This is a genomic window from Hymenobacter arizonensis (assembly GCF_900115775.1).
GTDB classification, from domain to species: Bacteria; Bacteroidota; Bacteroidia; order Cytophagales; family Hymenobacteraceae; genus Hymenobacter; species Hymenobacter arizonensis.
Genome location: NZ_FOXS01000001.1, coordinates 1442307 through 1467455, shown reverse-complemented (window position 1 = coordinate 1467455; position 25149 = coordinate 1442307). Strand labels below are relative to the sequence as shown.

Sequence of the window (25149 nt, the reverse complement as noted above, 5' to 3'; positions counted from 1 at the left end):
CCCTGTGCCGTGCGCAGGCCTGCTTTAGGGTAGCTTACTGGCTACCTAATCCTACTAATAGATATACTCTACCGATTGTATGGAAAAGAATGTTACTCGTAAAATGAGGGAGTTGAGATGGGCGCTGTTGCTGCTGTTTGGCCTGTTTAGTGCAGCGGCCCAGGCGCAGTCGGGCCCCTACGGCAACGAATGGATAGTGCCCAGCCAGCAATACTATAAAGTGCAGGTAACCCGGGACGGCATCCACCGCCTGAGCTTCCAGTACCTGACCCAGGCCGGCCTTAGCAACATAGACCCCAGCCGCCTGCAGCTTTGGCGCCGGGGCCGTCAGGTGGCCGTCTTCCAAGGCGGAGCTCCCACTGTGTTCGACACCAACACTTACCTGGAGTTTTACGGGCAGCGAAACGACGGCCAGCTCGATGGAAATCTATACAAGAACACCACCGACCAGCCTCATCAATTATATAGCTTTTACACCGACACGGCCGCTTATTTCCTTACCTACCCGGGGGCCACGGCCCCAGCCGCCAAGCGAATGGCACAGCCGGTAGCAGCCGGTGGCACTCCGCACGCCTGGCGCTTGGCCACTAGTCTTAAGCTGGAAACCAACCTTGTGAGCGACGCCGCGCGTGGCTCAACTTTTTTGCCATGGGTAGAGCCCGGCGAGGGCTACTTCTCATTACTCTTGGCGGCAGTCTCGACAACCACAACTGATTCGGTGCTGCGAGCAGTGGTGTCGACGACCGGGGCCACCGCTCCCCGCCTTGAGGTCGGCATAGTAGGGGGCACGTTTGCGCCCCACAACATTGAGTTGTTGGTGCTTAATACTACCACCAACGTCTATCGTTCGCTGGACCGCTACGTTTTTACGAATTACAACAAGGCTGGTGGCAAATACATCTTGCAGCCGGGCGAAGTTGGGCCTAATGGCTTGGTAACCATTCGCTATTCGGCCAGCACAACCGGCACAGGTACGTCGTCCGATTACTATCGCCGGAGCTTCATACGGGTAGTCGCCCCGCAGGCCAACCGCTGGCTGGGGCCGCGCCGACAGCTGGCTTTCGCCAGCGATTCTCTGCTAGGTGGTCCGGCTACTTTCGAGGTCGATAGCATTCCGGCTTCCGTGGTCGGCTACGACATTCACGACCCTTGGAATGTGCAGCGCATTGCGCCCACTGCCGCTACTACACTGGGGGCGCTGGGGCGCCGATTTGTTTTCCCAAGTGCTACCGCGGGCCAGTCGCGCCGACTGCTGCTTGCCGATACGCAGCTGCCATTCGTGCCCCTACCGGCTAGGCCGGTGCGCTTTCGAGCCATAAATGCGGCAACAGTCAACTTCGCCATTGTGTCGCACCGCCAACTCTACGGTCCGGCTCTGGATGGCACCACTCCAGTAACCAACGCAGCTCGGGAGTACGCCAAGTACCGCGCATCAACAGCCGGGGGAAGCTACGATACGCTGTTGGTTACGGCTTCCCAGCTGTACGACCAGTTTCACTACGGCGAACGGTCGTGGCTGGCCTTGCGTCACTTCGGCCTGTGGCTGGCCGCGGGCAACCCCAACAACCCCGACCGGTACCTGCTGCTGCTCGGGAAAGGCATTGTGCCCTCAGAGCCGCTGATTGCTGGCAGTAATCGTAATAATCTCTTTACAGCCACTACCGCTCGCGGCACTGGTGAGCGCGGCGTTGACCTGATACCGACTAGTACCCGGGCGGTATCGGACAACATGATTACGGCTGATTTTCAGAACAACGATTTTATTCCCAAGCTGCGAACCGGCCGCTTGACCGTTGTTGCACCGCAGCAAATCATGAATTACCTGGGCAAGCTGCGCACGCACGACGCCTTGGGTCCCGAGCCATGGCGCAAAAATGTATTGCACCTAGTGGGAGGGATAAATGCAGGTGAGATGGCTTGGTTCAGGAGCATTATGGACCGCAACAAGCAGCTGGTAGAACGGCCGCTGTTTGGAGGCCGTGTTTCCTCAGAATACCGGACCAACGTGTTGCCCGTTAGCCTCAACATATCCTCTTACTTGAACGAAGGGCTCTCGCTCATCACTTACTTTGGCCACGGGTCAAACAACCGGTTCAGTCTTGATTTTGGCGTGCCCTCTGACCCCACCAACAACTACAATAACATTGGGCGATACCCCATCTTTTTCTTGAATGGGTGCGAAGGAATCCATTCGTACACTGCTGCTCCCACAATTTTGGAGGACTGGCTGTTTACCCCGCAGAAGGGAGCAATAGGAGCCTTGGGCGAGTACGGGTTGAGCTACCCCGACCGCCTGGAAATAGCTGCGGATACCATCTACAAGCTCATGTTTAGCAATCCGCAAACTTATGGGAAGCCCATAACTGCGGTGTATGCCGATGCCGTAAGACGGCTGCAAAGCACTCCCTACTTCACCGATGACATTGGCATGGAGCAACTGCTGGGCACAGGCTGGCACGGCGACCCTACGCTGGCTTTGTTTGCACCAGAACGTCCCGATTTTATTGCCAGCGCCGCCACTATGTCCGTGACGCCCGCCCCGGGGCAGGGCCCAGTTAAAGCCTCTTCTACAGAGTTTGTGCTCAACGTTGGGGTTTCCAACCCCGGCAAGGTGACCTTCGACCCGCTTGAAATCAGGATAACCCGCACCTATTCGGCTAGCTCGGGGCGAACGCCTCAGGTTTACTCCTTGTATACCCAACGGCAGGCATGGCGGCGCGATACCACTTATGCTTTTACCCTGCCCAATACCCTGGCCGAAGCGGGTGTGAGCACTTTCAGGGTCGACCTAGACCCCAACAACCGCATAGCTGAGTTGAGCGAAACCAACAACACCGCCCAAATTGACTTCACCTTCCTGCAAGGCGGCCTCACCGTTGTAAACCCCACCGAATTCGAAATTGTAAATAATGCCCAGCCACGGCTGGTGGTGCAGAACAACGACCGCAACGGGTTGCAGCGGGGCTACGATTTTGAGTTGGACACGGTGCCCACCTTCAACAGTGGAATTCGGGTAGTGGCGCCCCTTATCACTTCTGGAGTGATAGCCGAATGGCGGCCTGTGCTGCCCACTGTAGCCTCGCGCGACAGCGTGGTTTGGTACTGGCGTTCACGTTTTCATACGCCGGCTGTGGGCGAAGACGGTACTTGGGTCACTTCCTCATTCCGGGTTATTCCCACCAGCCCCGGTGGCTGGTCACAGAGCCACCATGGCCAGTTCAAGCGCACGACCCGCACGGGTGTCGACGTGAGTGCACCGAGCGGAGCATGGGCCTTTGCCTCCAACCGGATTCCGCTGGTGATGCGCACCCGCGGCGGCGGGGTGGTGCGGTCAGCGCCGCAGTTCAGCACCTTGATTGGAGCCGGAATCTACCTGCAGTCGGCCGGTGCGCCCCCCACGGTAAGCGGCTGCGGCGTGAGGTCGCCCAACTTGTTGGTGGCCGTGTACGAGCCCGGTGGCTTGGCCCCCGTCGACATGCCTGCAACGTACCAGCGTTGCGGAAGCGCACCCAACTATTTCTATTACTTCTCGGCCAGCGACCCCGTAGGCGGGGCCGCGCTTGATACCCTGGATAACCTGAACTATAACAGCGCGCGTCAGCAGGAGTTGGCCGCTTTCCTGGCTGCGGTGCCGGCTGGTTCCTACGTTGCCGTAGTTTCGGCCAACCGCTTGCGCTATTCCTTGCTGCCTGCGGCCCTCAAAGCGTCGTTGCGAACCTTGCTGGGCTCGCAGCTGATTACCCAGCTGGCCGATGGTGAGCCGCTGGCCTTGGTAGGCCAAAAGCTAACGGCTAGCACCGGCCGCCTCGTGCGGGAAACCGGACCCGACCGCACCCTCACCGTTGCGGCTTACGACCAGACCATTGAGCTGCGCGACAGCCTGCAGCAGCGAGCTACTGCCGGCCGGATAGTATCGCCACGCATTGGCCCTGCCAAAGAATGGCTGAGCCTATATTCCACCATTCGCACCTTAACTCCCACTGCCCAGCGCACCCTCAGCGTAGTGGCCATTGATGCGACGGGCCGCGAAACAGTGGTGCTGCCTACCGTTACTTCCTCAGCGCAGGCGCTGTCTACTGTATCGGCCACGCAATACCCTTACCTCCGTTTGGAGCTGGCCCTCGCCGACTCCGTGACCCGTGTGCCGCCGCAATTGCGCCAGTGGCTTGTAACCTACCGCGGCCTGCCCGAAGGCGTGGTGCGGCGCGACTCAGTGCCGGCCACTACTTACGCAGCGGCCAACCTGTTTCGCCAGGCAACTACAGGAACTGGCATCATCAGCTTCCCGGTAAAGTTTCAGAACGTATCGAATGAGGCCTTCCTGGCGCCGTTGAAAGCCCGGGTGCAGCTTCGCAACACGGGCACAAACACGGTTGTAAACACTCAGGAACTTACACTTACCAGCCCCCCGCTAGCCGCCGGGGCCATGGCTACTTTCAATGTTCAAATTGACATGAAAGGCCGCTTTGGGACGTTTGCCATTGAGGTTTTCGTAAACCCTCAGCTCCAGCCCGAGCAGCTGTACACCAACAATGAGCTGCTGCTGGAGCCCTTCACCGTCAATGATAACAATGTACCCCCGACCTTGGACGTAGCGTTTGATGGTCGCCACATTCTCAACGGCGACCTGGTTTCGCCAATGCCGGTCATCAACATTCAACTCAGCGACGAAGACAAGCTGCGCCACATTTCCGACCGTTCGGTGTTCACTGTGACGCTGATTAGGCCGGGCTCATCCACGCCAACAGCCGTCGACCTCAACGGCTCAAACATTAACTTCACCGTGGACAAGACCAATGGCAGTGTGGCCAAGCTCGAATACCGCCCCGGCCTCAGCGCTCCGCTGCCCGATGGCATGTACACGCTGCGGGTACAGGGTCGCGACCCCAGCAACGCCAGCGCTGGCTCTCAGGATTTTCAGGTGAAATTTGAGGTAGTTAACGCTTCCAAAATCACCAACGTTTATCCTTACCCAAACCCCGTGGTGAGCAAGGCCCGCTTCGTGTTCACGGTGACCGGCCAGGAGCTGCCGCGCAACATGAAAATTCAGATTATGACCATCACCGGCCGGGTGGTGCGCGAGATTTTCATGAACGAGCTGGGCCCCCTGCACATTGGCAACAATATCACCGATTATGCCTGGGATGGCACTGACTCCTACGGCGACCGCCTGGCCAACGGCACCTATCTCTACCGCGTGTCGCTCGACGACCCGAACGGGCAGTTTGGCCGCCGCGAAACAGCGGGCGATACCGCCTTTAAAAACGATTGGGGCAAGCTGGTGCTGATGCGCTAATCAGCCGTTTCTTAAATTAAAAAGCCCCGACTCTGCTAAGAAGTCGGGGCTTTTTTATGGGTGAGAATGAGAGGTTTTGAGGTGTATGCGCCGGTCCGACCGCCCTAGGCGGTCCGACCCGTTGTCGTTGCCCCGGTCTCGTTTCCGCTTCAATCGGTCGGACCGCCTAGGACGGTCGGACCTTCACATACAATTAAGTTGGCCTTCTTGTAACGACAGCAATCCTAGCGCCGCTGCAGGGTCACGAAGCTGAATGCGTAGGCGTGCTGCTCATCTACTTCGTGCCGCTCGCGGCTGATTTCCTGCCACTCGCTGGGAGGAGGAGTTGGGAAAAAGGCGTCGCCCTCAAAGTTATGGTGCACTTCGGTGAGGTAGATGATGTCGGCCGTGGGCAGGGCCTGCTGGTAGATTTCGCCGCCCCCAATCACGCATACTTCTTCGTCCAGCTCGTGGGCCCGGGCCAGTGCTGCCGGCACCGAGGCGGCGGTTTCGCAGCCGGGAGCCGTCCAATCAGCCTGGCGGGTCACCACAATGTTGGGGCGCTTGGGCAGGGCTTTGCCAAGGCTGTCGTAGGTGCGGCGGCCCATCACCACGGGGTGGCCCACGGTGAGGCACTTAAAGTGCTGAAGGTCGGCCGGAAGCCGGCCCCAAGGGAGCTCTCCATTCAAGCCAATCACTCCATTTTCGGCCACGGCCACAACGAAGAAAACCATAGTATCAGGTGGTATTTATGAGGTAAGAAAGGGAAAGTTGCTGCTTAAGGAATTAGCATCAAGTGCCTACCCGGGTAGGCACTACGCAGGCAGCTTGAAGCCCAGCAGAAGCTCCTTTACCGGAAGCCGCTTCTTGCCTTCTAGCTGCACATCGAGGAGGTCCAGCCAGCCGTCGGCGGCGGCTACGCGCAGGTGGTGTTTGCCGTCGGAAGCCCAGGTGCCGGGGGCAGGCAACTGTTCTGCCGCGGCATCTGCAGGTAGGGTTTGCGCCCGGAAAATCTTCAGAGTGCGCCCATCGGGCAGGGTAGCAAAAGCGGTGGGAGTAGGGGAGAGGCCGCGGACCCAGTTTACCAGTTCTGTGGCGGGCCGAGTAAAATCGAGGCGGCCGGTTTCCTTTTGAATCTTGGGGGCTGGCCGCAGGTTGTCGCGTTGCTCCTGTGGAGTGCTGGGGGCATTGCCGGCCGCAATGGCCTCTACTGAGCGCCGAGCCAGGGCTGCACCGGCCGTCTTAAGCTTGTCGTACAGGCTGCCAAAATCGTCTTCTGGCGCGATTGGCATGCGGTCTTGCAAAATGAGGTCGCCAGTGTCAATCTCATGGCGCAGAAAAAACGAGGTAACGCCCGTTTCGGTGTCGCCGTGCATCAGGGCCCAGTTGATGGGCGCCGCGCCTCGGTACTGGGGCAGCAGCGAAGCATGAATGTTGATGGAACCCAGCCGGGGCATGTTCCACACCGCTTCGGGCAGCATACGAAAAGCCACCACCACCTGCAAATCAGCCCCAAAGCTTTTCAACTCTGCCTGGAAATCTTGCGACTTCAGGTTGGTAGGCTGTAGCACCGGCACGCCGTGGGCTTCGGCCGCTACTTTCACTGCTGAAGCTTGCAGCTTGCGCCCGCGGCCAGCCGGCCGGTCGGGTGCCGTAACCACGGCAACCACGCGCCCTCCAGGCCACTCCAGCAGACTTTCCAGGGTAGGCACCGCAAAATCGGGCGTGCCCATAAAAACGATATTCAGCATTCTGTTTTTAAGTTGTACTTTATTCTTTATCCCTTACCGGAGCTATTCAAGCAGGTCGACGACTGACTGCCTACAGCCAGCAATAAATGCTACCGCTCGGGATACAGCAAATACTTGCGCCGCAAGGTTTTGAATTTGCCCAGGCCGGGCTCCCAGGAAGCGCGGATTTCGGCTTCTGACTTTCCGGCTATCACCTGCTCGCGCAGTGCTTTGGTGCCCGAGAGCTGCTCGAAATACTTGCCGAAAAAATTCGCCTTGTCGGTACTTTGCTTATAGAAGTCGAGCAGGTATTTCAGGACCAATCCCGACGATTCGCGGGTTGGCGCATCGGTCAGGCTGAGGCCGTAGCACTGCTTGCCGTTGAGTGGCGGGGTAGGCGAGCCTGCGTTAGGCTTGGGCGTGAAAGAGAAAGGCCGCGAGGATGGCTGCGAAGGGCTACCAATAACTTCGAACGGCGTAGAGGTACCACGGCCCACACTCACGTTGGTGCCTTCGAACAAGCAAATGCTGGGATAGAGCCGCACCGACTGGTAGGTAGGCAGGTTGGGAGAGGGGCGCACGGGCAGGGGGTAGGCCGTGGCGTGGGTGTAGCCGGTGGCCATGGGCACCACAGTAAGCTGGCAGGTTTTGCCGCCGGCCAGCCATTTCTCGCCGTTTATCATGTTGGCCAGCTCGCCCACCGTGAGGCCATGGGCAATGGGCAACGGGTCGAGGCCAACGAAAGACTGGTGTGCGGGCTCCAGAATGGGGCCGTCCACGAGGTCGCCGTTGGGGTTAGGGCGGTCGAGCACCAGCACGGGCTTATTGAGCTCGGCCGCCGCCTCCATTACGTAGTGCATCGTGCTGATGAAGGTGTAAAAACGCGCGCCCACGTCCTGAATGTCGAACACCAGCACGTCCACATCGGCCAGCATTTCCGGGGTGGGCTTTTTGGTTTTGCCGTACACCGAGCGCACAGCTACGCCGCTGCGGGCATCGCGGCCATCCTTGATGGTGGCCCCGTCGGCTTCTTCACCCCGAAAGCCGTGCTCGGGCGCAAAAATAGCCGTCACGTTGACCCCCCGGGCCCGTAGGGTATCTACCAAAAAGGCATTGCCCACGCGCGAGGTCTGGTTAATAACCAGGCCCACGCGCTTGTTTTTGAGCTGGGGCAGGTAGTTGTCCAGCCGCTCCGCCCCGACAATAACGCGCCCTGTGGGTGGCGTTTGGTCCGCCGCAGAGCGCGCTTGGGCAGTGTCAGCCGGTGGGGTGGCCGCTGTGGTGGCCGGGGCGCTCGAAGTGCCGCAGGTGGGCAGCGCCAGCAGGAGCGACAAAATGGATTTTGCGGAAATACCGAGCATAAACGGGGTTGGAAAAGGCTAAATAAGCAGTGCTGGCGGGTGCTGCGCCAGAGAAGCTAAGCGGCAACGTGCCCGATACCGGTTGAAAACGTAGCTTTACGGTCAAATAATGAATGTCGCCCGCTACATTTCTCAGAAGATTGACGGAGGAGCCGATTCCGGTTCGTTCACCTCGTCGGTCACAAAAATAGCCATCATCAGCATTGCCATGGGTTTGGCGGTGATGGTAGTGTCGTTTGCCATCCTGCAAGGTTTTCGCAACGAGATTCAAAATAAGATTTTCTCGTTTGGCTCGCACCTGCAAATCTCGCGCTACGACACCAACAATTCGTTAGAGGTGGCTCCCATTGGCAGCCCTCGGCTGGTAAAGCAGCTGCACGAGTTTCCGGAAGTAAAGTCCACGCAGCCCTTTGCCGTCAAAACGGCCATCATCAAAACCAAGGACGAAGTGCTGGGCGTGGTGCTAAAAGGCATCTCCGAAACCGACGGGCCCTCGCCCATGCGCGAGAACCTGAAGAACGGGAAATTCCTCAGCTTCCCCGACTCGGCCGCCAGCGACGACGTGCTGGTATCGCGCAAGGTGGCCGACAAGCTGCGCCTGGTTGTCGGCGACAAAGCCTTGTTCTACTTCATTCAGAACCCGCCGCGCATTCGCCAGTTTCGGGTTAGCGGAATCTATTCCACGGGTCTCGACGAGTTTGACGAAGTGTATGTCATCGGTGACATTCGGCAAATTCGCGAGCTGAATTCGCCCGCCTGGCCCGACTCCCTCATTGGGGGCATGGAAGTGGTGCTGAAAGACTTTACCACCCTGGACCGCACGGCCGACGCGTTCTACGAAAACCTGCCCTACGACCTCAAAATCGATAAAATTACCGACCAATACGCCCAGCTATTCGACTGGCTGCAGCTGCTTAACCGCAACGTCATCATCTTTCTGCTGCTGATAATTTTTGTGGCCACCTTCAACATGGTCGCCACCATTTTTATCATGATTCTGGAGCGCACCAACATGATTGGCATTCTGAAAGCGCTGGGCGCCACGGATAATCAGATTCGCCGGATGTTCTTTTTCCGAGGGCTTTCACTCACGGTGCGGGGCATGCTCATTGGAAATGTAATTGCCGTGGGTTTCTGTGCTTTGCAATACTACTTCCACATCATTCCGCTCGACCCCGAGAACTACTATATGGACCGGGTGCCGATTTCCTGGGACCCTAAAATGTTGATTATTCTCAACGTTGCCACGTTTGCAGCCTCTCTGCTGGCCGTGCTGATTCCCACCTACCTCATTGCGCGGATTAAGCCAGTGGTGGCTATCAAGTTCGATTGATGTCTGAACCACGGATTCGTGCGGATTTTTCGGATTGCACGGATTCTGTAGATGGTTGATTTTAATGCGTTAAAAGCAAAAGGGCCACTCATTTGAGTGGCCCTTTCTGTTGTCCAGTAATGCTGCTCGCTGATGCAAGAGAAACTCTAGTGTTGTCTACAAAATCCGTGCAATCCGAAAAATCCGGAGGAATCCGTGGTTCAGATAAGCTGGCATTGCAGCACAATATTGGGGTCGGGGCACAGCGAGGCCCAGGCTTCCCGCTCGCTGGGCCGGGCCACCCCGGGAAAATCGCCCACGCGTCCTTGCATGTCGGCAATTAGCTGAAAATGCAGGTGCGGCGGCCAGTCGCCATTTTCCGGATACGGGCCCACGGAGGCGAATGCCTGACCTTTCACTAACTCTTGGCCCACCCGCAGCGCTGTCCATTCCAGGCGGCTAAGGTGGCCGTAGAGGCTGTAGAAAGTGGTGCCGTCCAGTTCGTGCTGCAGAATTACGGTGATGCCGTAGTCGCCGTAGGTGGCGTTATCGGCCAGGCTGTGAACCCGGGCCGCCAGCGGCGCCAAAACGGGGGTGCCAGCAGCCATCCAAACATCGACGCCCAAATGCAGGGAGCGCGCTTCTTCCTGGGCACCGGGGCCAAAATGCTGGCTGCGGCGATAGATAACCCGGTTTTCCAGGTAGCCACCAACGCCAATGCGGGCGTTTTTCTCGGCCAGCATGGCATTTACCACTGTTTCGAAAGCAGCCGTGTCGCGTAGGTCGGCGTGGCAAATCATGGGGTTGTTGTCGGTCAAATCGAGGCGAACAACGTCGGAGCCGTTCAGGTCGACGGGCAAAACGGGACCAAACTCGGTTTGGTGCTGGCGCAGGAGGGAGGCGAGTGGCAAGGGTTGAGGGGCGATAATCGAAAGGGAAATTGAACCTTGAAAATGCGGCGGGGCTCATTCAACAGTTTCCCGGAGTTAGCTGTTAGATGGCAGCCGCGGCGGCAAGTTACCTTTGCGGCCGAAGCCGGGCCACTCGTGCAACGGGTGCCGGTTAAATTTTTGTCATTTATAAAGTTCGGGAACCTGAAAGGCTGCGTTTATACGTAAAATTCCCACACCACCATTCCCCCGCATGAGTTACCAAACGCTGACCGTAGTTGAGCTGACCCAGGAAACCGCCGATTCCGTTACCATTCACTTAGAGCGACCCGACCGGGCGGCCATTTCTTGTCGGCCGGGCCAGTTCCTCACGCTCATTCTGCCCTGCGGCCCGGGTGGCAAAAAAGAGCGCCGCGCCTACTCCCTCAGCAGCACACCGCACGAGGCCCCGCGCCTATCCGTGACGGTGAAGCGCGTGACGGGCGGCCTAGTAAGCAACTACTTACTAGACACGGTGAAGGTTGGTCAGCAGCTGGAAGTGATGGAGCCCTTGGGCAACTTCACCCTCAGCCCCAGTCCCAAAGCAGCCCGCTCACTGGTACTCATTGGGGCCGGCTCGGGCATCACCCCGCTCATGTCCATGCTCAAAGCCGTGCTGAAGACCGAGCCCAATAGCCACGTGCTGCTGATATATGGCAACCGCAACGAGGAATCGGTGATTTTCCAGAAGCAGCTCGCCGAGCTGGAGGCCTCCTCCGGCGGCCACTTGCAGGTAGAGCACGTGTTTAGCCAACCCCTGAACCCGGGTGGCGCCCACCGCCACAGCGGCCGCCTCAACCGCACCATGATGCTGCGCATTCTGGAGCAGCGCCACCAGTTTCCGGCCGAGCAGGCCGAGTACTTCATGTGCGGCCCCGAAGGCCTGATGGTGGAGGCCCGCGCCGCCCTCGACTTGCTGAACGTGCCCGAGTCCCGGATTCGCCGCGAAAGCTTCGTGGCCAGCGGCGACACGGCCGAGGCCATTGCCGGCCCGCCCAGCGGCCACGGCGACGTATCGACCAGCCCCGCCGACGACACCAAGGCCACCCGCAGCGTGACGCTTCAGTACGAAGGCAGTGAATACATCATCGAGGTGCCGACTGGCAAAACCATTCTCGAAACGGCCTTGGACCAGGACATCGACTTGCCGTATTCCTGCCAGGCCGGCCTTTGCACCGCCTGCCGCGGCAAGTGCCTCAGCGGCAAGGTGCATTTGGATGAGCGCGAAGGACTTTCCGATTCCGAAATGAAGCAAGGCTACATCCTGACTTGCGTGGGCCACCCCATGACCGACGACGTGGTGATTGAAATCGGATAGGCAACTGAGTTAAGAGTTAAAAGCAGGAGGGAGGTGAGCCTGTGGCACACAGCAAGGGCGCCTTTACCCTAACCCATAACTTTTAACTTATTTTCCGTCCGGCGCATGGTTTGCTTCGTAAAGCAAAGGCTGTGGCCAAGGCACCTGTTACCCGAGTTCCTTCTACTACTATTGTATTATGACGTTAATTGCTGAACCTACTGCCGAGTCGGCTACCGATACCAGCCGGCCGCCGCGCCAGTATCTGCCCGAGGATTTCATTGTAACCGACTGGGCCGCTATCGAGCCCTTTTTTCAGGAGCTGCAAGACCGGCCGGTGTACACCCCGGCCGAGCTGGAGCGCTGGCTGCTCGACCGTTCCGAACTGGAATCGGTGCTCAGCGAGGACCTGGCGTGGCGCTACATTCGCATGACCTGCGACACGCAGGATGGCACCCGGGCCGAAGCCTTCCAGTACTTCGTGAACGAGGTAGAGCCCCAAGTGGCGCCCTACGACCACGCCCTGAATGAAAAGATGCTGGCCTCGCCGCACCTGGCCGGGCTCGACGAGCGGCGCTACGGGGTGTTTCTGCGTTCGGTGCGCCGGGCATCGGAGATTTATCGGGTTGAGAACATACCGCTCAAAACCGAAATCAGCACCAAGCAGCAGCAGTACGCCGCCACGGTGGGCGCTATGAACGTGACCCTAGACGGCCAGGAGCTAACGCTGCCCCAGGCTGCCGACCGCCTCAAAAACCCCGACCGGGCCGTGCGTGAAACGGCCTGGCGCGCCATTCAGGCGCGCCGCCTGCAGGATTCCAAACCACTCGACCAACTCTTCACTGAGCTTGTGGGCCTGCGCAACCAAGTGGCCCTAAATGCCGGTTTCAGCAATTTCCGCGACTACATGTTTGCCGCCCTGGGCCGGTTCGACTATACCCCGCAGGACTGCTTTGACTTCCACCGCGCCATTCGCGAGACGGTGGTGCCGCTCATCGATGACTTCGACCTGGAGCGTCGGCAAGACCTCAACCTGCCTGCCCTGCGCCCCTGGGACCTCGACGTGGACCCCAGCGGGCAGCCCCCGCTGCTGCCCTTCGGCACGGGCGAGGAGCTGCTGGAAAAAACCATCACCGTTTTCCATAACCTGGATTCCTACCTGGGCGACTGCCTGCGCACCATGCGCCAGATGGGCCACCTCGACCTGGAAAGCCGCAAAGGCAAAGCCCCTGGTGGCTACAACTACCCGCTGGACGAAACGGGCGTGCCCTTCATCTTCATGAACGCCACCAGCAGCCTGCGCGACGTGGTAACCATGCTGCACGAAGGCGGCCACGCTGTGCATTCCTTCCTCACCCGCGGCCTGCCGTTGGGCGCCGACAAGCACCCACCGTCCGAAGTAGCCGAGTTGGCCTCAATGAGCATGGAGCTTATGAGCATGGACCAGTGGCACGTGTTCTTCCCGGACGCCGAGGACCTGCGCCGGGCCAAGAAAACCCACCTCGAAAGCGTGCTCGAAACTTTCCCCTGGGTAGCTACGGTAGACAAGTTTCAGCACTGGATTTACGAAAACCCCAACCACACTGAGGCCGAGCGCCATGCGTGCTGGGTGGAGATTTTCGACCAGTTCAACCAGCGCACCGTGGACTGGAATGGCCTGGAAAACTTCAAGCCTTTCCTGTGGCAGAAGCAGCTGCACCTCTACGAAGTGCCGTTCTACTACATTGAATACGCCATGGCCCAGCTCGGCGCCATTGCCGTATGGCGCAACTACCGCCAGAACCCCGCCGAGGGCCTGGCTGCTTACAAGCGTGCGCTGGCCCTGGGCTACACCGCCCCCATTGGGCAGATTTACGCCGCCGCGGGCATCCGCTTCGACTTCAGCACCGATTACCTGCGCACCCTGGCCGACTTCGTGCGAGAGGAAATGGCCGCGCTGTAGTCGAGCTGTTCATCCTGTTTTAGGCAAAAGAGCCCCCGCGTATAGAAACGCGGGGGCTCTTTTGCTTTTACATATTACCACATCTCAAAACCATTTCTTCTAAACAAGTGAGCGTCACCAGAGGGCTTTCTGCGTTGTCGGACGAGCCTTGCTGCACCAAATTATAGCTGATGGACAGCACCTGTCCTTCTCTTTGCTTGGGCAAATACGCTCGCCAAACTTTGCCCGACGGACGCAAACGCTTGCCATTGGTTAACTCCAGCGTGGTATGCTCGGTGGGGCAAGCGGCCGTTCTGCCGTAGCAAAGCCGCACAGTAGCAGCCGTGGCACACGACCCTTTAGGGCTAATGTCTTCTTTGGAAGCGCAACCGGCCATCCCAGCAACGACAGCCAATTTAAAAAGGGTCAACAACTTAGAAGAGAAGCGATTTCGCATAGCGTTAGGTGCTTGAAGTGTGGGTGCTTTTGCGGTTGACCGGTTCATTAGTTCAGGGGTTGCATCACGTTCAAAAGAAAAGGGCCGGCATGTCTGCCGGCCCTTAGTGCTATGCTTGAGGTATGAGGTTATTGAGCGCCGAGCGTGAATAAAGGCAAGGGCTTGATTTGAGCATATTTGCCGCCCAACGATTGCAGTTCGGCTTGGTGCAGCTTCAGGTAGTTGTTGTACTGCTGAGCGGCGCGGTCGTACTGCACGCGGAAGCCAACTACCCCCGCGTCGAGTTGCTGCAGACCTTCCACGAAGTTGCGAGCGTTTTCAGTAGGGGCGTTGCCGTCGGGCGCCGCCACGGGCAGGAGCACCCGAAACAGGGAGTCCTGGGCTGCGTCGTACTGGTCAATCAGGTCGGAGCTGGCCATGGTTTGCTGGGTGTAGCGGCGAACTTTGAGGCGAGTATTGGCCTTTTCCAGGCCCTGCAGCTGCGCAGTATTGGCACCGGGCTGGCTTTTGAGCTCGCGCAGGAGCAAGCCCGTAACGCCAATTTTCTGGTCGTCGCTCTCAGTCATGTTGCGCCATTTGAGGTCCACGGAATCGCGGAGCACGTCAAATTGGGTTTTTACTGCAGCCTTGGAGGCCGGGTCCATCACAGCGCTTTTGCTGCTGTCGCGCTTGCATGAGGCCGCGCAGGCCGTGAGAATCAGCAGAACAACAACTGCGGACTTAACGGTAGGAATCAAAGAGGTAGCCATCAAGGGTAAACACAAATGGGTGAAACAGCGGGTGCAATAACTCTACACGGGCTTGAATTGCTCAAAAAGCTGGCGGCAGTCGTGGCAATAGTGCACGGCCCGGCACAACGTAGCCCCAAACGGCGTACGGAGCTCTGTATTGTTGCCGTTGCAGTTGGGGCACTCGGCGTACTCCAGAAAATCAAGGTCAAGCACCTGGTTGCCAAGTACCGGCGGGGGCGACAGCTTGTGCTGGCGCAGGGCCTGCCGGCCGGCTTCGGTGAGCATGTCGGAGGTCCAGGCCTCGCGCATGCTGATGTTGACTTCAACTGCTGGCACGCCGTGGGCTAATAAGGTGCGCTCTACGTCACGCTTCATGTAGTCCATGGCCGGGCAACCAGCGAAAGTGGGCGTGAGTTCCACGGTCACCTTGCCCGTGTGCTCATCCTGCTCTACCCGGCGCACCACGCCCAGATCGATGAGCGAGATGGTCGGTATTTCCGGGTCCTTCACGGCTTGCAGCCAGTCCATTATCTGGCTTTTGGCTACTAGCTGATGGCTATTGGCGTGGTTCTGCATGATGATTTTATAAGTCAAGCTAACAGCCATCAGCTAGTAGCCAAAAGCTCAATAAAGGCTACCAGTCGGCCGTAGGGTCCAGGCGAAAGACCTCGGCCATTTCGTCCAGCAGGGGCTGCAGGTGCTCGGTGTGCTGCCCGTAGCGGCCGCCGGCTACCGGCGTCAGGGCCAGAATGTCTGGTACTTCGAGAGCCGTTTGGGACAGGACTTTGGTGATGCTTTCCAGCCAGCGGCTGCGCAATTCGTCCTCGCCAATGAATAAACCAGAGCTAATGATTTCCGCTTCTGCCTCCGTTTTTTCGAAGATGCCAAGTGCGTAGGGCAGCGTGAAGTTCAAGGCGTTCTGCATGCGCTCGATGGCTTCTTCAGTGGCCGTGCCGAGGCGCTTCATCCAAGTGTTGGCGTGCAGGGCGTGGTACTTCAACTCGCCGCGGAGCTTGCGGGCCACCTGGGCCAGCGGCTCGTAGCTGCTGGTAGCCAACGCCTCGAAGCGCAACAGCTCGGCGTGGTCGAACAGAAAGTGACGCGTCAGGCTGAAGTCGTACTCCCCAATGGGCAGCTCCACCAGCTGACAGCAGTGAAACTGCGGCGCGTTGCGCGTAAAAGCCACCGTGTCAGGCTCGGCTTCGCCCAGCTCGTGCAGCAGGGTGTAGAGAGCCAGGCTGTGGCCCAGCTTATCCTGCGCCATGCTCGAAAAGGCAATGTCTTCTTCCAGAATGGGGCCCAAGCCGTTCCATTCGGAGTTGCGGTGGCCCAGAATGAGTTGGTCGTCGGCGAGGCGGTATAAAAGGTCGAGTTTGGGGTCCATGTACTTATTGATTTTCGGCCTTAAACTTTTCAATCCGGTCCTGCACCTTGTAGGAGATGGCGTCGCGGTATTTTTTCTCGGGCGTGGTGGTCCAGATGTCGCGGTCCTCGTCGTCGGAGCGCAGAATGTCGGCCGAGCGGGCAGCCCACACATTCACTACCGGGCGCTGCTCGCCAAACACGGCTTTGGCTACTTGCAGGGCATCGGCCGGGGAGCTGGCGCGCACCTTGCCCACGTGCTGATGGGCTTTGCCGCGCTTTTTGAGATGGAAAATATCGTAGTCTTCCTCGCCCGCCGCGTAGGCAGCTTCTTCACCAGCAGTGTCGTCGGTGTAGCGAGAATCAGGGGCTGGGGCGGCGCTGCTCTTTGCCAGCAAAGGCAAGGTATCGTAGGCCGATTCGGTATCCCCTACGTAGTCCGTTAGGGTGATGGCGGCGGTGGGCACCACCCACAGGCCTGTGCAGGCAAAGCGGCGGCTAAACTGCTCTTTAGCAAACAGAAAAGCCACGTCGGCCTCCGGGGCATGCACCGGTCCCACGTACACAAACGGAGCTCCCTCTTTTTTCTGATGAAAAACCTCGTAGGTACCAAATTGGTCGAGGGCTTCCTTGGCCACTGCCGGAGCGGGGGCGTCGGGCAGGCCCAGCCGGTTCATGCGCGGGTCGTGCGATTGTATCATCTTACACTTAACAATTATCATTTAACAATTATCAGTTGAACAGCTCGTTTACCAACGAGCTGTTCAACTGATTCAACATTTGGCGTTCATATCAATTGATATTCAGAGGTCAAAAAACCTGTTAAATGTTAATTGATACATGTTAAATGATTAAGCTAACGGGCGCACGTATTGCGTTTTGGGCGTGAGCAGGGCGCGGCGCACCCAGGCGCCGTTTTCCTCGGCGGCGCGGCGCACAGCAATGCGCTCGGCGTTGCAGGGACCGTCGCCGTTAATCACGCGCTTGAAGTCTTCCCAGTCGGGCTCGGTGAATTCCCACTGGCCTGTTTCCTCATTTTTGCGCAGGTTGGCATCGGGCAGCGTCAGGCCAATTTCCCAGATTTTGGGCACGTACATGTCCAGGAACTGGTTGCGGCACTCGTCGTTCGACGCCATTTTTACCTTCCAGCGCATCAGGATTTCGGTGTGTACCGACATCTTATCCGAAGGGCCGAAAAAGGTCATGATGGCGGGCCACCAGCGGTTGAGGGCTGCCTGCATCATTTCGCGCTGAATGGGCGTGCCCGTGGCCATGTGCACCACAGCATCGTGCCCGTACTTCAGGTGAAACGCTTCCTCGGCACAAATCCGGTCGAGGGCGCGGCAGTAGGGACCGTAGCTACCCTTGGCGTTGGCGAGCTGGTTGACAATGGCACCGGCATCAATCAGCCAGGAAATAACGTTCGAGTCGGCCCAGGTAGGAGTGGGGTAGTTGAAAACGTTGGAGTACTTGCTCTTGCCGTTGATGAGGTCGGTAAGCATCTGCTCGCGGGTTTTGCCCAGGGTTTCCGCCGCCGAGTACAGCAATTGCGCGTGGCCTACTTCGTCCTGCACCTTGGCCATCTGAGCCATTTTGCGGCGGAAGCCGGGTGCACGGGTAATCCAGGTGCCCTCGGGCAGCGAGCCGATGATTTCGGAGTGCGCGTGCTGCTCAATCATGCGGGTGAGCTGCTTGCGGTAGAGGGCCGGCATCCAGTCGCCGGGCTCAATCTTCTCGCCCCGGGCAATGCGGGCCTCAAATTCGGCCAGCAGGATGGGGTCTTCGTTTTCAAGGCCGGTAACGGCGGTGGTCGGGAGGTCGTGGGTGCTGGCGGAACCGTACATGAGTGGTGGGATTTTAAGGTTAAGAGCTAGAGAGGGCAGCTGCTACTGCAGCCCGCGATACGTTATTTATTGGTCAGTAGCCCGCCCAGCAACTGCTCGGCTAAGCGGTGGGCGATGTCATCGGGCGACAGTTTCCCGTCGGGGCGGTACCAGGCCGGCAGCCAGTTGAGGCTGGCTAGCAAGGTGAGAGCGGCAAAAGCGGCGTCGGGGGCATGCAATTCGTTCGCTGCAATGCCGCGCTGTATCAGTTCGCGAAAGGAGGCTTCATAGCGGTCACGCAAGGCCAGGAACTCGGTGCGAGCAGGCTCACTTAAGTGCCGCCACTCGTGCAGAAATACAGCCGAGGCTGCGCTGTCGCGGGTAAGCACTCGCACGTGCGCTTCAATGGCCAGCCGCAACTGAGTAGCAATGGGGGCAGCAGTATCCAGCGTAGCGGCCGCAAAGCCGGCGAAAAAATCTTCGGCCAAGCCAAAGCACACACGGTGCAAAATTTCTTCTTTCGACTTGATGTGGGAGTACAAGCTGCCCGCTTCCAAACCCAGCTCGGTGGCCAGCTCGCGCATGCTGGTGGCCGCAAAGCCGCGCGCCCGGAAAAGGGCCGTCGCAGTACGGTCAATCTGAGCTTTGCGCGAACGGATAGGAGCAGCAGTAGCCATAATTCAAAACAAAGATATACTTACTAACGAGCGTTAGCAAGTTAAAGTTGCGATTAGCACAGCCTAGGGTAAAAGAGTAGGTGTTGAGGTTCATTGAATTGAGATGAAGGCCTTCGAAGGCCAACGAAGGATTGATGGTTTAGGCCGCTGATGGCGCGGGGGTGTGCCCCGTGCCTACTATACGCGGGCCTCCGGCCCGTAACGTCCGAACGACTCGCGCTAGACTCGTTCAACGACTGCCGGCCAGAGGCCGGCGAATAAACGGCACGGGAAACAGCCCCGCGCCATCAATGCCCAGCTGCGTAACATCAGGGTGTAACAAGCTCAAGTCCTGATGCTGAAATCCCAGGATAAGTGTCTCATTTGTTTATGGGCGTACTTTTACGCTTCAACCAGTGCTAGTGGGGCTATCATAACAGCTGTCTGATTCTGCTCTGCACAGCAGGGCTTACTACCCAGCTCAATACGCTGGCGACTATCAAATACTAACTTCTGTCTTCAAAATGTCTGAACTCACGCCCCTCAACGCCATTGGCGAATTTGCTCTTATTCGCCGTCTGCAGGAAGGAATCAGTGTGCGCCAGCCCAGCACGGTGTTGGGCATTGGCGACGACGCGGCCATTATAGCCCCCACGCCCGGCAAAGAGCTGGTGATGACCACCGACTTGCTGGTCGAAGGCATTCATTTTGACCTGGCTTTTAGTCCGTTGCGCCACCTAGGTTATAAGGCCGTGGCCGTGAACGTGTCGGATGTGGCCGCCATGAACGCCCTGCCCACGCAGCTGGTGGTGGGCGTATCGGCCGGCGCGCGCTTCACGGTGGAAGCCATTGAGGAGCTGTACGCTGGCATGCGTTTGGCTTGTGAGGCCTACAATGTAGACTTAGTAGGCGGCGACATGACAGCTAGCCGCGGCGGCCTTACTCTGGCCATAACCGTGCTGGGCGAGGCGCCCGCCGGTGAAGCAGTGCGCCGCAGCGGCGGCAAGCCCACTGATTTGCTGTGCGTGAGCGGCGACCTTGGCGGGGCCTTCCTGGGTCTGCAGGTGTTGGAGCGCGAAAAGCAAGCTTTCTTAGCCGACCCTGAAACGCAGCCCGAACTGGCCAACTACGAGTACGTGGTGCAGCGCCAGCTGCGGCCCGAGGCCCGGCTCGACATTGTTCACGAGTTGCGGGAGCGGGGCATCCAGCCCAGCAGCATGATTGATATTTCCGACGGGCTGGCCTCGGAAGTCTTGCACCTGTGCACGGCCAGCGGCACCGGTGCCCGGGTTTTCACCGAATTCCTGCCCTTGGCTAATCCCACCCTGGAGGCGGCGGCTGAGTTTAACCTCGACCCTATTACCTGCGCTTTGAACGGCGGCGAGGACTACGAACTGCTGTTTACGGTGCCCGTGACGGACCACGAAAAGCTGAAAAACCACCCCGATATCACCATCATCGGGCACCTCACAGCCAAGGACGATGGCGCCAACCTGGTGACTAAAGCTGGTCAGGCTGTGCCGCTTCAGGCACAGGGTTGGACGAGCTTTTAGCCTGACTCATCGAGAAGGGTCAACCTTGCTTTAAGCGCTGCCGTTACGAGAGCCAATTAGAAATTGCTATGTATGGCACGCTAATTGTTTTTCGCTGCCATACGTGGAAAGTTCCTCTCAACTTAAATATTTCAGTCATGAATAAGCTCGCATATTTCTTCAGCCTGATTGTGCTGCTCGGTACCATGTTTAGCTCGTCTTCGGCCCAGGCCCAGGACAGAAAGGGCTGGAGCCCGCAAGCCAAAGGCGCCGTAATTGGCGGCCTGGGCGGGGCGGCCGCTGGTGCCATCATCAACAAGCGGAACCGCCCCGTGGGTGGCCTGGTAGGTGGCGTGGTGGGTGGCGGCGTAGGCTACGCCATTGGCAAGAACACCGATAACAAGCGCAAGGAGCGCGCCCGCATTGCAGCTGCTAACCAAGCCGCTGCCAACCGTGCTGCCGCCAACCGCGCGGCTATTGCCCGCAACAACGGCGCTGCCAATCGTGCAACGCCCGCCAACGCTTCTTACAACAGCCTCGCTGCTACTCCCGCGGCCGGTGCGTTGGCTCTTAGCGCTCAGGATGCTGCAGCGCCCATGGTTTCGAACTCGGCCTATTTGCCCAACAATGCCTACGGCGACCCTTCGCACCCCTACGCTACTTCGGAGTACCGTCGTAAGAGCTGGTAATTGTTCCAATCAATTAAAATCTAAACCCTGAGCGCATTCGCTCGGGGTTTAGCCATTTTGGCCCCTTACCATAGGGGTGAAATTGGCGCCCACATTTACTTCTTCTCAACCAACACCTCTTTCACTTTTTATGAAAGCCCTCCTGTATAGTTTGCTCGTTGCCGCTACGCTTACCTCCTGCTCAAAAGCGGATGAAGCCGTCAACATCCAAAGCCTGAACCAAGAGTTTATCGGCGCCTGGAACAGCAAGGACTCTGGTAAAATAAACGGCTTCCTGGCCGATGATGTGAGCTTTGTGCAAGGCAGCGCCCATTGGAAAGGCAAAGGCGAAGTGTCGCAGAAATGGGTGAACGAGACGCTGCCCACCATCGGCAATTTGAAAACCAGCGTGGTGAGCTCGTCGACCGACGCCAACACGGCTTATGAAGCCGGCACCTTCGCCGTCGACGTGCTGCCCGAGGCCCCCGGCGAGCCCCGCGGCTACGGCGAAGGCAACTATATTTTCCTCTGGAAAAAGAGCGACGACAAGACCTGGAAACTCAGCTACGCGCAATTGGAAGACCTGCCAGTGCAGCGTCGTTAACAGTACCGAATCAATAGCGGCATTATTATAAAAAAAAAGGTCCTGCCGAACTCGGCAGGACCTTTTTTTTTATGTGCTGGCCAAGCGAGGTTGTCGCTGGTCGTGGTTACGCTAACGCGCTAAACCCAAAGAATCGCGCCAGGCCACATCGGCGTTGTTGTGGGTGCGCCAGTAGTCGAGCATGATGCTACGGCGGCGCGTGGCGCGGGTAGTGAGCAGGCGCGGCTGGGGGGTGCCGGGGCCGTCGAGATAAGTTTCTTCCCACCCTAAAATGCGATGCGGAAAGGCCTGCTCAAAGTAAATGCTTAACGTGTGCTGCTTGTGGCCGGCGTAGGCAATGGTGTACGCCTGGGAAGGGGTGCCGCCAGCGGACTGCTGGTTGGAAGGAGCGGGGCGCAGGCTGGCCGTGGCCGCTTCGGGGCGCAGGGGCAGGTGCTGCAGGCGGGCAAAGGCAGTGCTGGGCACCAACTTAATATTGCCAATGGGCAGGCCAGTTGGGTTCAGGCGAATGCGATTCCAGAGCTCGTCTTCGAGCAGCGTAGTTTCCAGCTTGGTTTCGTTGTCGCCTTCGCTTTCGAAGTACGATTTCTGGGAAATGTTGTAGCCTTTGGGGCCCAGGTTGAGTTGGGTGAAGACGTGGCCGCACCATTCCTGCACCGACAGGCTCACCTTGGGAGTATGCGGGTCCTTGGCCAGGTCGAGCGGCGTGAACGTGGACGTGACGATGGAGTAGGGGTAGACGCCGGTGTTGAATTTCTTGTTGAAGTTCAGCTTAAGCACGGGCAGGCGGTCGGCTGGATTAGCGGCGGGGTTGTCCAGCTTCACCTGTTTCTTGCGGGAGAAATCTTCGGTTACGAATACCAGCACGGCCTCGCCCTTGTGCAGCTCACCGTAGCGGGCCTGGGTCAGGTCGTAGCTCGTGAGCTCGGCTTTACCCTGGAACCAGTAGCTGCCGAACTCCGGTGGGAGCGGGGCGGCTTGCGCTGGTGGCGTGTCGGTGTTGGGTGTTGAGGAGCACTGCGCACCAATTAGGAGCACGGCGGGTATCAGGAGCAAAGAACCGGAGCGCATGAACATAATTGGAGTGTTATCGGCTGCTGTAGAGATGCGAACCGAAGGTCGGCGTAGCCAAGTGTCGCGTCTCGGCATCGTTCAGTTAATCTTCGGGGTAGGGGACGAAAACGAATTTCGTGAACTCCTCATCAAGCACGAACAGGCAGCAGAACTCGTCGGCGTCTTTGTAAGTAGCCTGGAAACCCTCGACGCCTTCTTCGCTGATGATGCCTTGCTGCACAAACAATTCAAGGTAGCTGGCGAAAACGTGCCACTCCAGGTTGAGCTCATCGGCATTTACCAGCAGGCCGCCCAAGGGCACTTCCTGCTTGGCAAAAACGAAGATGGGGTATTTGCTGAAGTCGCCCTTGCGGATTTGGGAAGAAGCTTCGAGCAGGGTATCAGACACGACGACAAAATCCTTGGTGATGGTGCCGAGGTATTTGCCGTTGAGTTCGGGGTCGTTGAAGTAGTCCATGTGGGGTAAGTGAACTCGTTATTTCACCTGTCATCCTTAGCTTGCGAAGGACCTTATCATGTCCTAACCGCGAGAGGTTTCAGGTTTGTAAAAAAAGCCAATGCGGATTGTCATTAGCAATTAAAGTGTCTTTTTTAGCCCGAGTCCAGCCTTTCAATTCTTTCTCGCGCGTTATCGCGGCTGTGATATCAGAGTACACTTCAACGTGCACCAGATTGTAGCAGAAGTAACGCCCTGCGAAGGTTTGAGTTGAGCCCCGATTGGCGTAGTGCTGGGCCATGCGGTCGGCAATATTATTTGTGACACCAATGTATAACACCGACTTGCCTGGATTAGTGGTGATGTACACGTAATAAGGCATGGCGGGACTCGATTAATTATTTGTCATCCTGAGCTTGCGAAGGACCTTATCACGTTCGCGCCGTTTGGAATTTACTGCAATACGTTCCGGCGTGATAAGGTCCTTCGCAAGCTCAGGATGACAAAAGGTTTATTTCAACTCCAGCGCTACCACGTTCTCCACATGGTGGGTGTGTGGGAACATATCCACTGGCTGCACGCGCGTAACTTTATAGGCAGCATCCAATAATTCCAGGTCACGCGCCTGGGTGGCGGGGTTGCAGCTGATGTACACGATGCGAGGGGCACGCAGCTCAAGGAGGCGGGCTACTACGTCGGGGTGCATGCCGGCGCGGGGCGGGTCGGTGATGAGGACGTCGGGGCGGCCGTGGCGGGCTGTGAACTCGGCGGTGAGCACGTCCTTCATGTCGCCGGCGAAGAACTCGGTGTTGGTGATGTTGTTGATTTCGGCGTTAACGTGGGCGTCGGCCACAGCTTGTTCAACATATTCCACGCCGATGACTTTGCGGGCCTGGCCCGACACGAAGCTAGCAATGGTGCCGGCGCCGGTGTAGAGGTCGTATACCAATTCATTGCCGGTAAGCTCGGCGAACTCACGGGCCACTTTGTAGAGTTGGTGGGCACCTTCGGAGTTGGTTTGGTAGAAGGACTTGGGACCGATGCGGAAGCGCAGGCCTTCCATCCCTTCCTCGATGTAGGGCTTGCCGTGGTAGGTTACCACGTCGAGGTCATGGAAGGTTTCGTTGCCCTTGTTATTGAGCACGTAGTTGAGCGAGGTGATGCCGGGAAACTTCGCAATGAGGGCATCGAGCAGGGTTTCGATGGCTTCGTCGGCGTGGTAGCACTGCAGAATCACCATGATTTCGCCGGTGCTTTGGGCCGTGCGAATGATGAGATTGCGCAGCAGGCCGGTCTGGCGCACGAGGTTGTTGAAGGGCAGCTTGTGCTCGTGGGCATAGTCGCGCACGAACAGGCGGATTTCGTTGCTGGGCTCGGCCTGCAGGTGGCAGTGCTGCACGTCGATAATCTTATCGAAGCGCGCGGGCGTGTGGAAACCCAGCACCTCGCGGTTGTACTGCGTGGTGTCGTCGTTTATCTGCTCGGTGGTAAGCCAGCCGTTGTCGCTGAAGGTGTATTCCAGCTTGTTGCGGTAGTAGGTGCGCTGGGGCGATGGCAGGATAAAGGGAATCTCGGGCAAGGTCACTTTGCCGATGCGAGTGAGCTGGTCAATCACCTGCTGCTGCTTGTAGCGCAGCTGAGCGTCGTAGGTGAGGTGCTGCCATTTGCAGCCGCCGCAGGTGCCAAAGTGCTGGCAAAACGGCGTGGTGCGCTCTTCGGAGTAGGAGTGAAACTTGACGGGAACGGCTTCTAGAAAGCTCTTCTTTGCTTTGGTGACGCGGAGGTCGACCACATCGCCGGGGGCCACTTGCGAGACGAAGATGACGAGGTTTTCGACGCGGACGAGGCATTTACCTTCGGCCACCATGTCCTGAATTTTAACGTTGCGGAGTAACTCGGCGGGAATATTTTTTGCTCTGCTCATAGAACTACAAAACTACTGTCTGAACCACGGATTCATGCGGATTTAGCGGATTGCACG

Annotated in this window: 22 protein-coding genes; 7 read left to right on the top strand and 15 right to left on the bottom strand. The window is 58.2% G+C overall.

What is annotated here, in order from left to right; genetic code table 11:
- Window positions 1-79 precede the first annotated feature (79 nt).
- Window positions 80-5296 carry a putative type IX secretion system sortase PorU2 gene (gene porU2 / locus BMZ66_RS06130; protein WP_092670017.1) on the top strand — a complete coding sequence of 1739 codons (5217 nt, stop codon included), beginning with the start codon at window positions 80-82 and terminating at the stop codon, window positions 5294-5296.
- A 224-nt stretch (window positions 5297-5520) separates the two neighbouring features.
- Here porU2 and BMZ66_RS06125 read toward each other — a convergent pair whose 3' ends face one another.
- The 3 genes from BMZ66_RS06125 to BMZ66_RS06115 form a co-directional block, all read right to left on the bottom strand.
- Entirely contained in the window at window positions 5521-6009 is a 489-nt protein-coding gene (locus BMZ66_RS06125) for a dihydrofolate reductase (protein WP_092670015.1), read from the bottom strand.
- 81 nt (window positions 6010-6090) lie between these two features.
- Window positions 6091-7026 carry a methionyl-tRNA formyltransferase gene (gene fmt / locus BMZ66_RS06120; protein WP_177204609.1) on the bottom strand — a complete coding sequence of 312 codons (936 nt, stop codon included), beginning with the start codon at window positions 7024-7026 and terminating at the stop codon, window positions 6091-6093.
- A gap of 89 nt (window positions 7027-7115) precedes the next feature.
- Window positions 7116-8366 (bottom strand): exo-beta-N-acetylmuramidase NamZ family protein, encoded by a 1251-nt coding sequence (locus BMZ66_RS06115; RefSeq protein ID WP_092670011.1) that lies wholly within the window; start codon window positions 8364-8366, stop codon window positions 7116-7118.
- A gap of 109 nt (window positions 8367-8475) precedes the next feature.
- On the opposite strand from BMZ66_RS06115, the gene BMZ66_RS06110 reads away from it, so the two are divergent.
- Window positions 8476-9699, top strand: a complete 1224-nt coding sequence (locus tag BMZ66_RS06110) for an ABC transporter permease (RefSeq protein WP_092670009.1) — start codon at window positions 8476-8478, stop codon at window positions 9697-9699.
- 200 nt (window positions 9700-9899) lie between these two features.
- Here BMZ66_RS06110 and BMZ66_RS06105 read toward each other — a convergent pair whose 3' ends face one another.
- Window positions 9900-10589, bottom strand: coding sequence for a peptidoglycan DD-metalloendopeptidase family protein (locus BMZ66_RS06105; protein WP_234794986.1), 690 nt, complete (start codon window positions 10587-10589; stop codon window positions 9900-9902).
- Between the two features lie 232 nt (window positions 10590-10821).
- Between BMZ66_RS06105 and BMZ66_RS06100 the strand changes: the two genes are divergently transcribed.
- Together BMZ66_RS06100 and BMZ66_RS06095 are read left to right on the top strand one after the other, a co-directional pair.
- On the top strand, window positions 10822-11925 hold the full coding sequence (locus BMZ66_RS06100) for a ferredoxin--NADP reductase (protein ID WP_092670005.1): 1104 nt from the start codon (window positions 10822-10824) through the stop codon (window positions 11923-11925).
- Window positions 11926-12103: 178 nt separating this feature from the next.
- Window positions 12104-13846, top strand: a complete 1743-nt coding sequence (locus tag BMZ66_RS06095) for a M3 family oligoendopeptidase (protein ID WP_092670003.1) — start codon at window positions 12104-12106, stop codon at window positions 13844-13846.
- Between the two features lie 67 nt (window positions 13847-13913).
- On the opposite strand, the gene BMZ66_RS25065 is transcribed toward BMZ66_RS06095, so the two are convergent.
- From BMZ66_RS25065 to BMZ66_RS06065, 7 genes are all read right to left on the bottom strand, one after another.
- Complete coding sequence (locus BMZ66_RS25065; protein ID WP_143080074.1) at window positions 13914-14282, bottom strand: hypothetical protein; 369 nt, start codon at window positions 14280-14282, stop codon at window positions 13914-13916.
- A gap of 128 nt (window positions 14283-14410) precedes the next feature.
- Window positions 14411-15031 carry a hypothetical protein gene (locus tag BMZ66_RS06090; protein WP_143080073.1) on the bottom strand — a complete coding sequence of 207 codons (621 nt, stop codon included), beginning with the start codon at window positions 15029-15031 and terminating at the stop codon, window positions 14411-14413.
- Window positions 15032-15073: 42 nt separating this feature from the next.
- Complete coding sequence (gene paaD / locus BMZ66_RS06085; RefSeq protein ID WP_234794985.1) at window positions 15074-15619, bottom strand: 1,2-phenylacetyl-CoA epoxidase subunit PaaD; 546 nt, start codon at window positions 15617-15619, stop codon at window positions 15074-15076.
- A gap of 28 nt (window positions 15620-15647) precedes the next feature.
- Entirely contained in the window at window positions 15648-16397 is a 750-nt protein-coding gene (gene paaC, locus BMZ66_RS06080; protein ID WP_092669999.1) for a 1,2-phenylacetyl-CoA epoxidase subunit PaaC, read from the bottom strand.
- 4 nt (window positions 16398-16401) lie between these two features.
- Window positions 16402-17076: a phenylacetic acid degradation b gene (locus BMZ66_RS06075; RefSeq protein WP_092669997.1), complete on the bottom strand. Its 675-nt coding sequence runs from the start codon at window positions 17074-17076 to the stop codon at window positions 16402-16404.
- Window positions 17077-17226: 150 nt separating this feature from the next.
- Entirely contained in the window at window positions 17227-18219 is a 993-nt protein-coding gene (gene paaA / locus BMZ66_RS06070) for a 1,2-phenylacetyl-CoA epoxidase subunit PaaA (RefSeq protein WP_092669995.1), read from the bottom strand.
- Between the two features lie 62 nt (window positions 18220-18281).
- The gene (locus tag BMZ66_RS06065) at window positions 18282-18875 is read right to left on the bottom strand and encodes a TetR/AcrR family transcriptional regulator (protein WP_092669993.1); all 594 of its coding nucleotides are present in this window, start codon (window positions 18873-18875) and stop codon (window positions 18282-18284) included.
- A 503-nt stretch (window positions 18876-19378) separates the two neighbouring features.
- Here BMZ66_RS06065 and thiL point away from each other — a divergent pair.
- The 3 genes from thiL to BMZ66_RS06050 all read left to right on the top strand — a co-directional run bounded on the left by thiL (window position 19379) and on the right by BMZ66_RS06050 (window position 21658).
- Window positions 19379-20407, top strand: coding sequence for a thiamine-phosphate kinase (gene thiL, locus BMZ66_RS06060; protein WP_092669991.1), 1029 nt, complete (start codon window positions 19379-19381; stop codon window positions 20405-20407).
- A 137-nt stretch (window positions 20408-20544) separates the two neighbouring features.
- Entirely contained in the window at window positions 20545-21075 is a 531-nt protein-coding gene (locus BMZ66_RS06055; protein ID WP_092669989.1) for a YMGG-like glycine zipper-containing protein, read from the top strand.
- Between the two features lie 130 nt (window positions 21076-21205).
- Window positions 21206-21658 carry a YybH family protein gene (locus BMZ66_RS06050; RefSeq protein ID WP_092669987.1) on the top strand — a complete coding sequence of 151 codons (453 nt, stop codon included), beginning with the start codon at window positions 21206-21208 and terminating at the stop codon, window positions 21656-21658.
- 111 nt (window positions 21659-21769) lie between these two features.
- On the opposite strand, the gene BMZ66_RS06045 is transcribed toward BMZ66_RS06050, so the two are convergent.
- From BMZ66_RS06045 to rlmD, 4 genes are all read right to left on the bottom strand, one after another.
- Complete coding sequence (locus tag BMZ66_RS06045; RefSeq protein WP_214606953.1) at window positions 21770-22729, bottom strand: hypothetical protein; 960 nt, start codon at window positions 22727-22729, stop codon at window positions 21770-21772.
- A gap of 85 nt (window positions 22730-22814) precedes the next feature.
- The gene (locus BMZ66_RS06040; protein ID WP_092669983.1) at window positions 22815-23189 is read right to left on the bottom strand and encodes a hypothetical protein; all 375 of its coding nucleotides are present in this window, start codon (window positions 23187-23189) and stop codon (window positions 22815-22817) included.
- A gap of 79 nt (window positions 23190-23268) precedes the next feature.
- The gene (locus BMZ66_RS06035; protein ID WP_234794984.1) at window positions 23269-23538 is read right to left on the bottom strand and encodes a GIY-YIG nuclease family protein; all 270 of its coding nucleotides are present in this window, start codon (window positions 23536-23538) and stop codon (window positions 23269-23271) included.
- 141 nt (window positions 23539-23679) lie between these two features.
- Complete coding sequence (gene rlmD / locus BMZ66_RS06030) at window positions 23680-25092, bottom strand: 23S rRNA (uracil(1939)-C(5))-methyltransferase RlmD (protein ID WP_092669979.1); 1413 nt, start codon at window positions 25090-25092, stop codon at window positions 23680-23682.
- Between the last annotated feature and the right edge of the window lie 57 nt (window positions 25093-25149).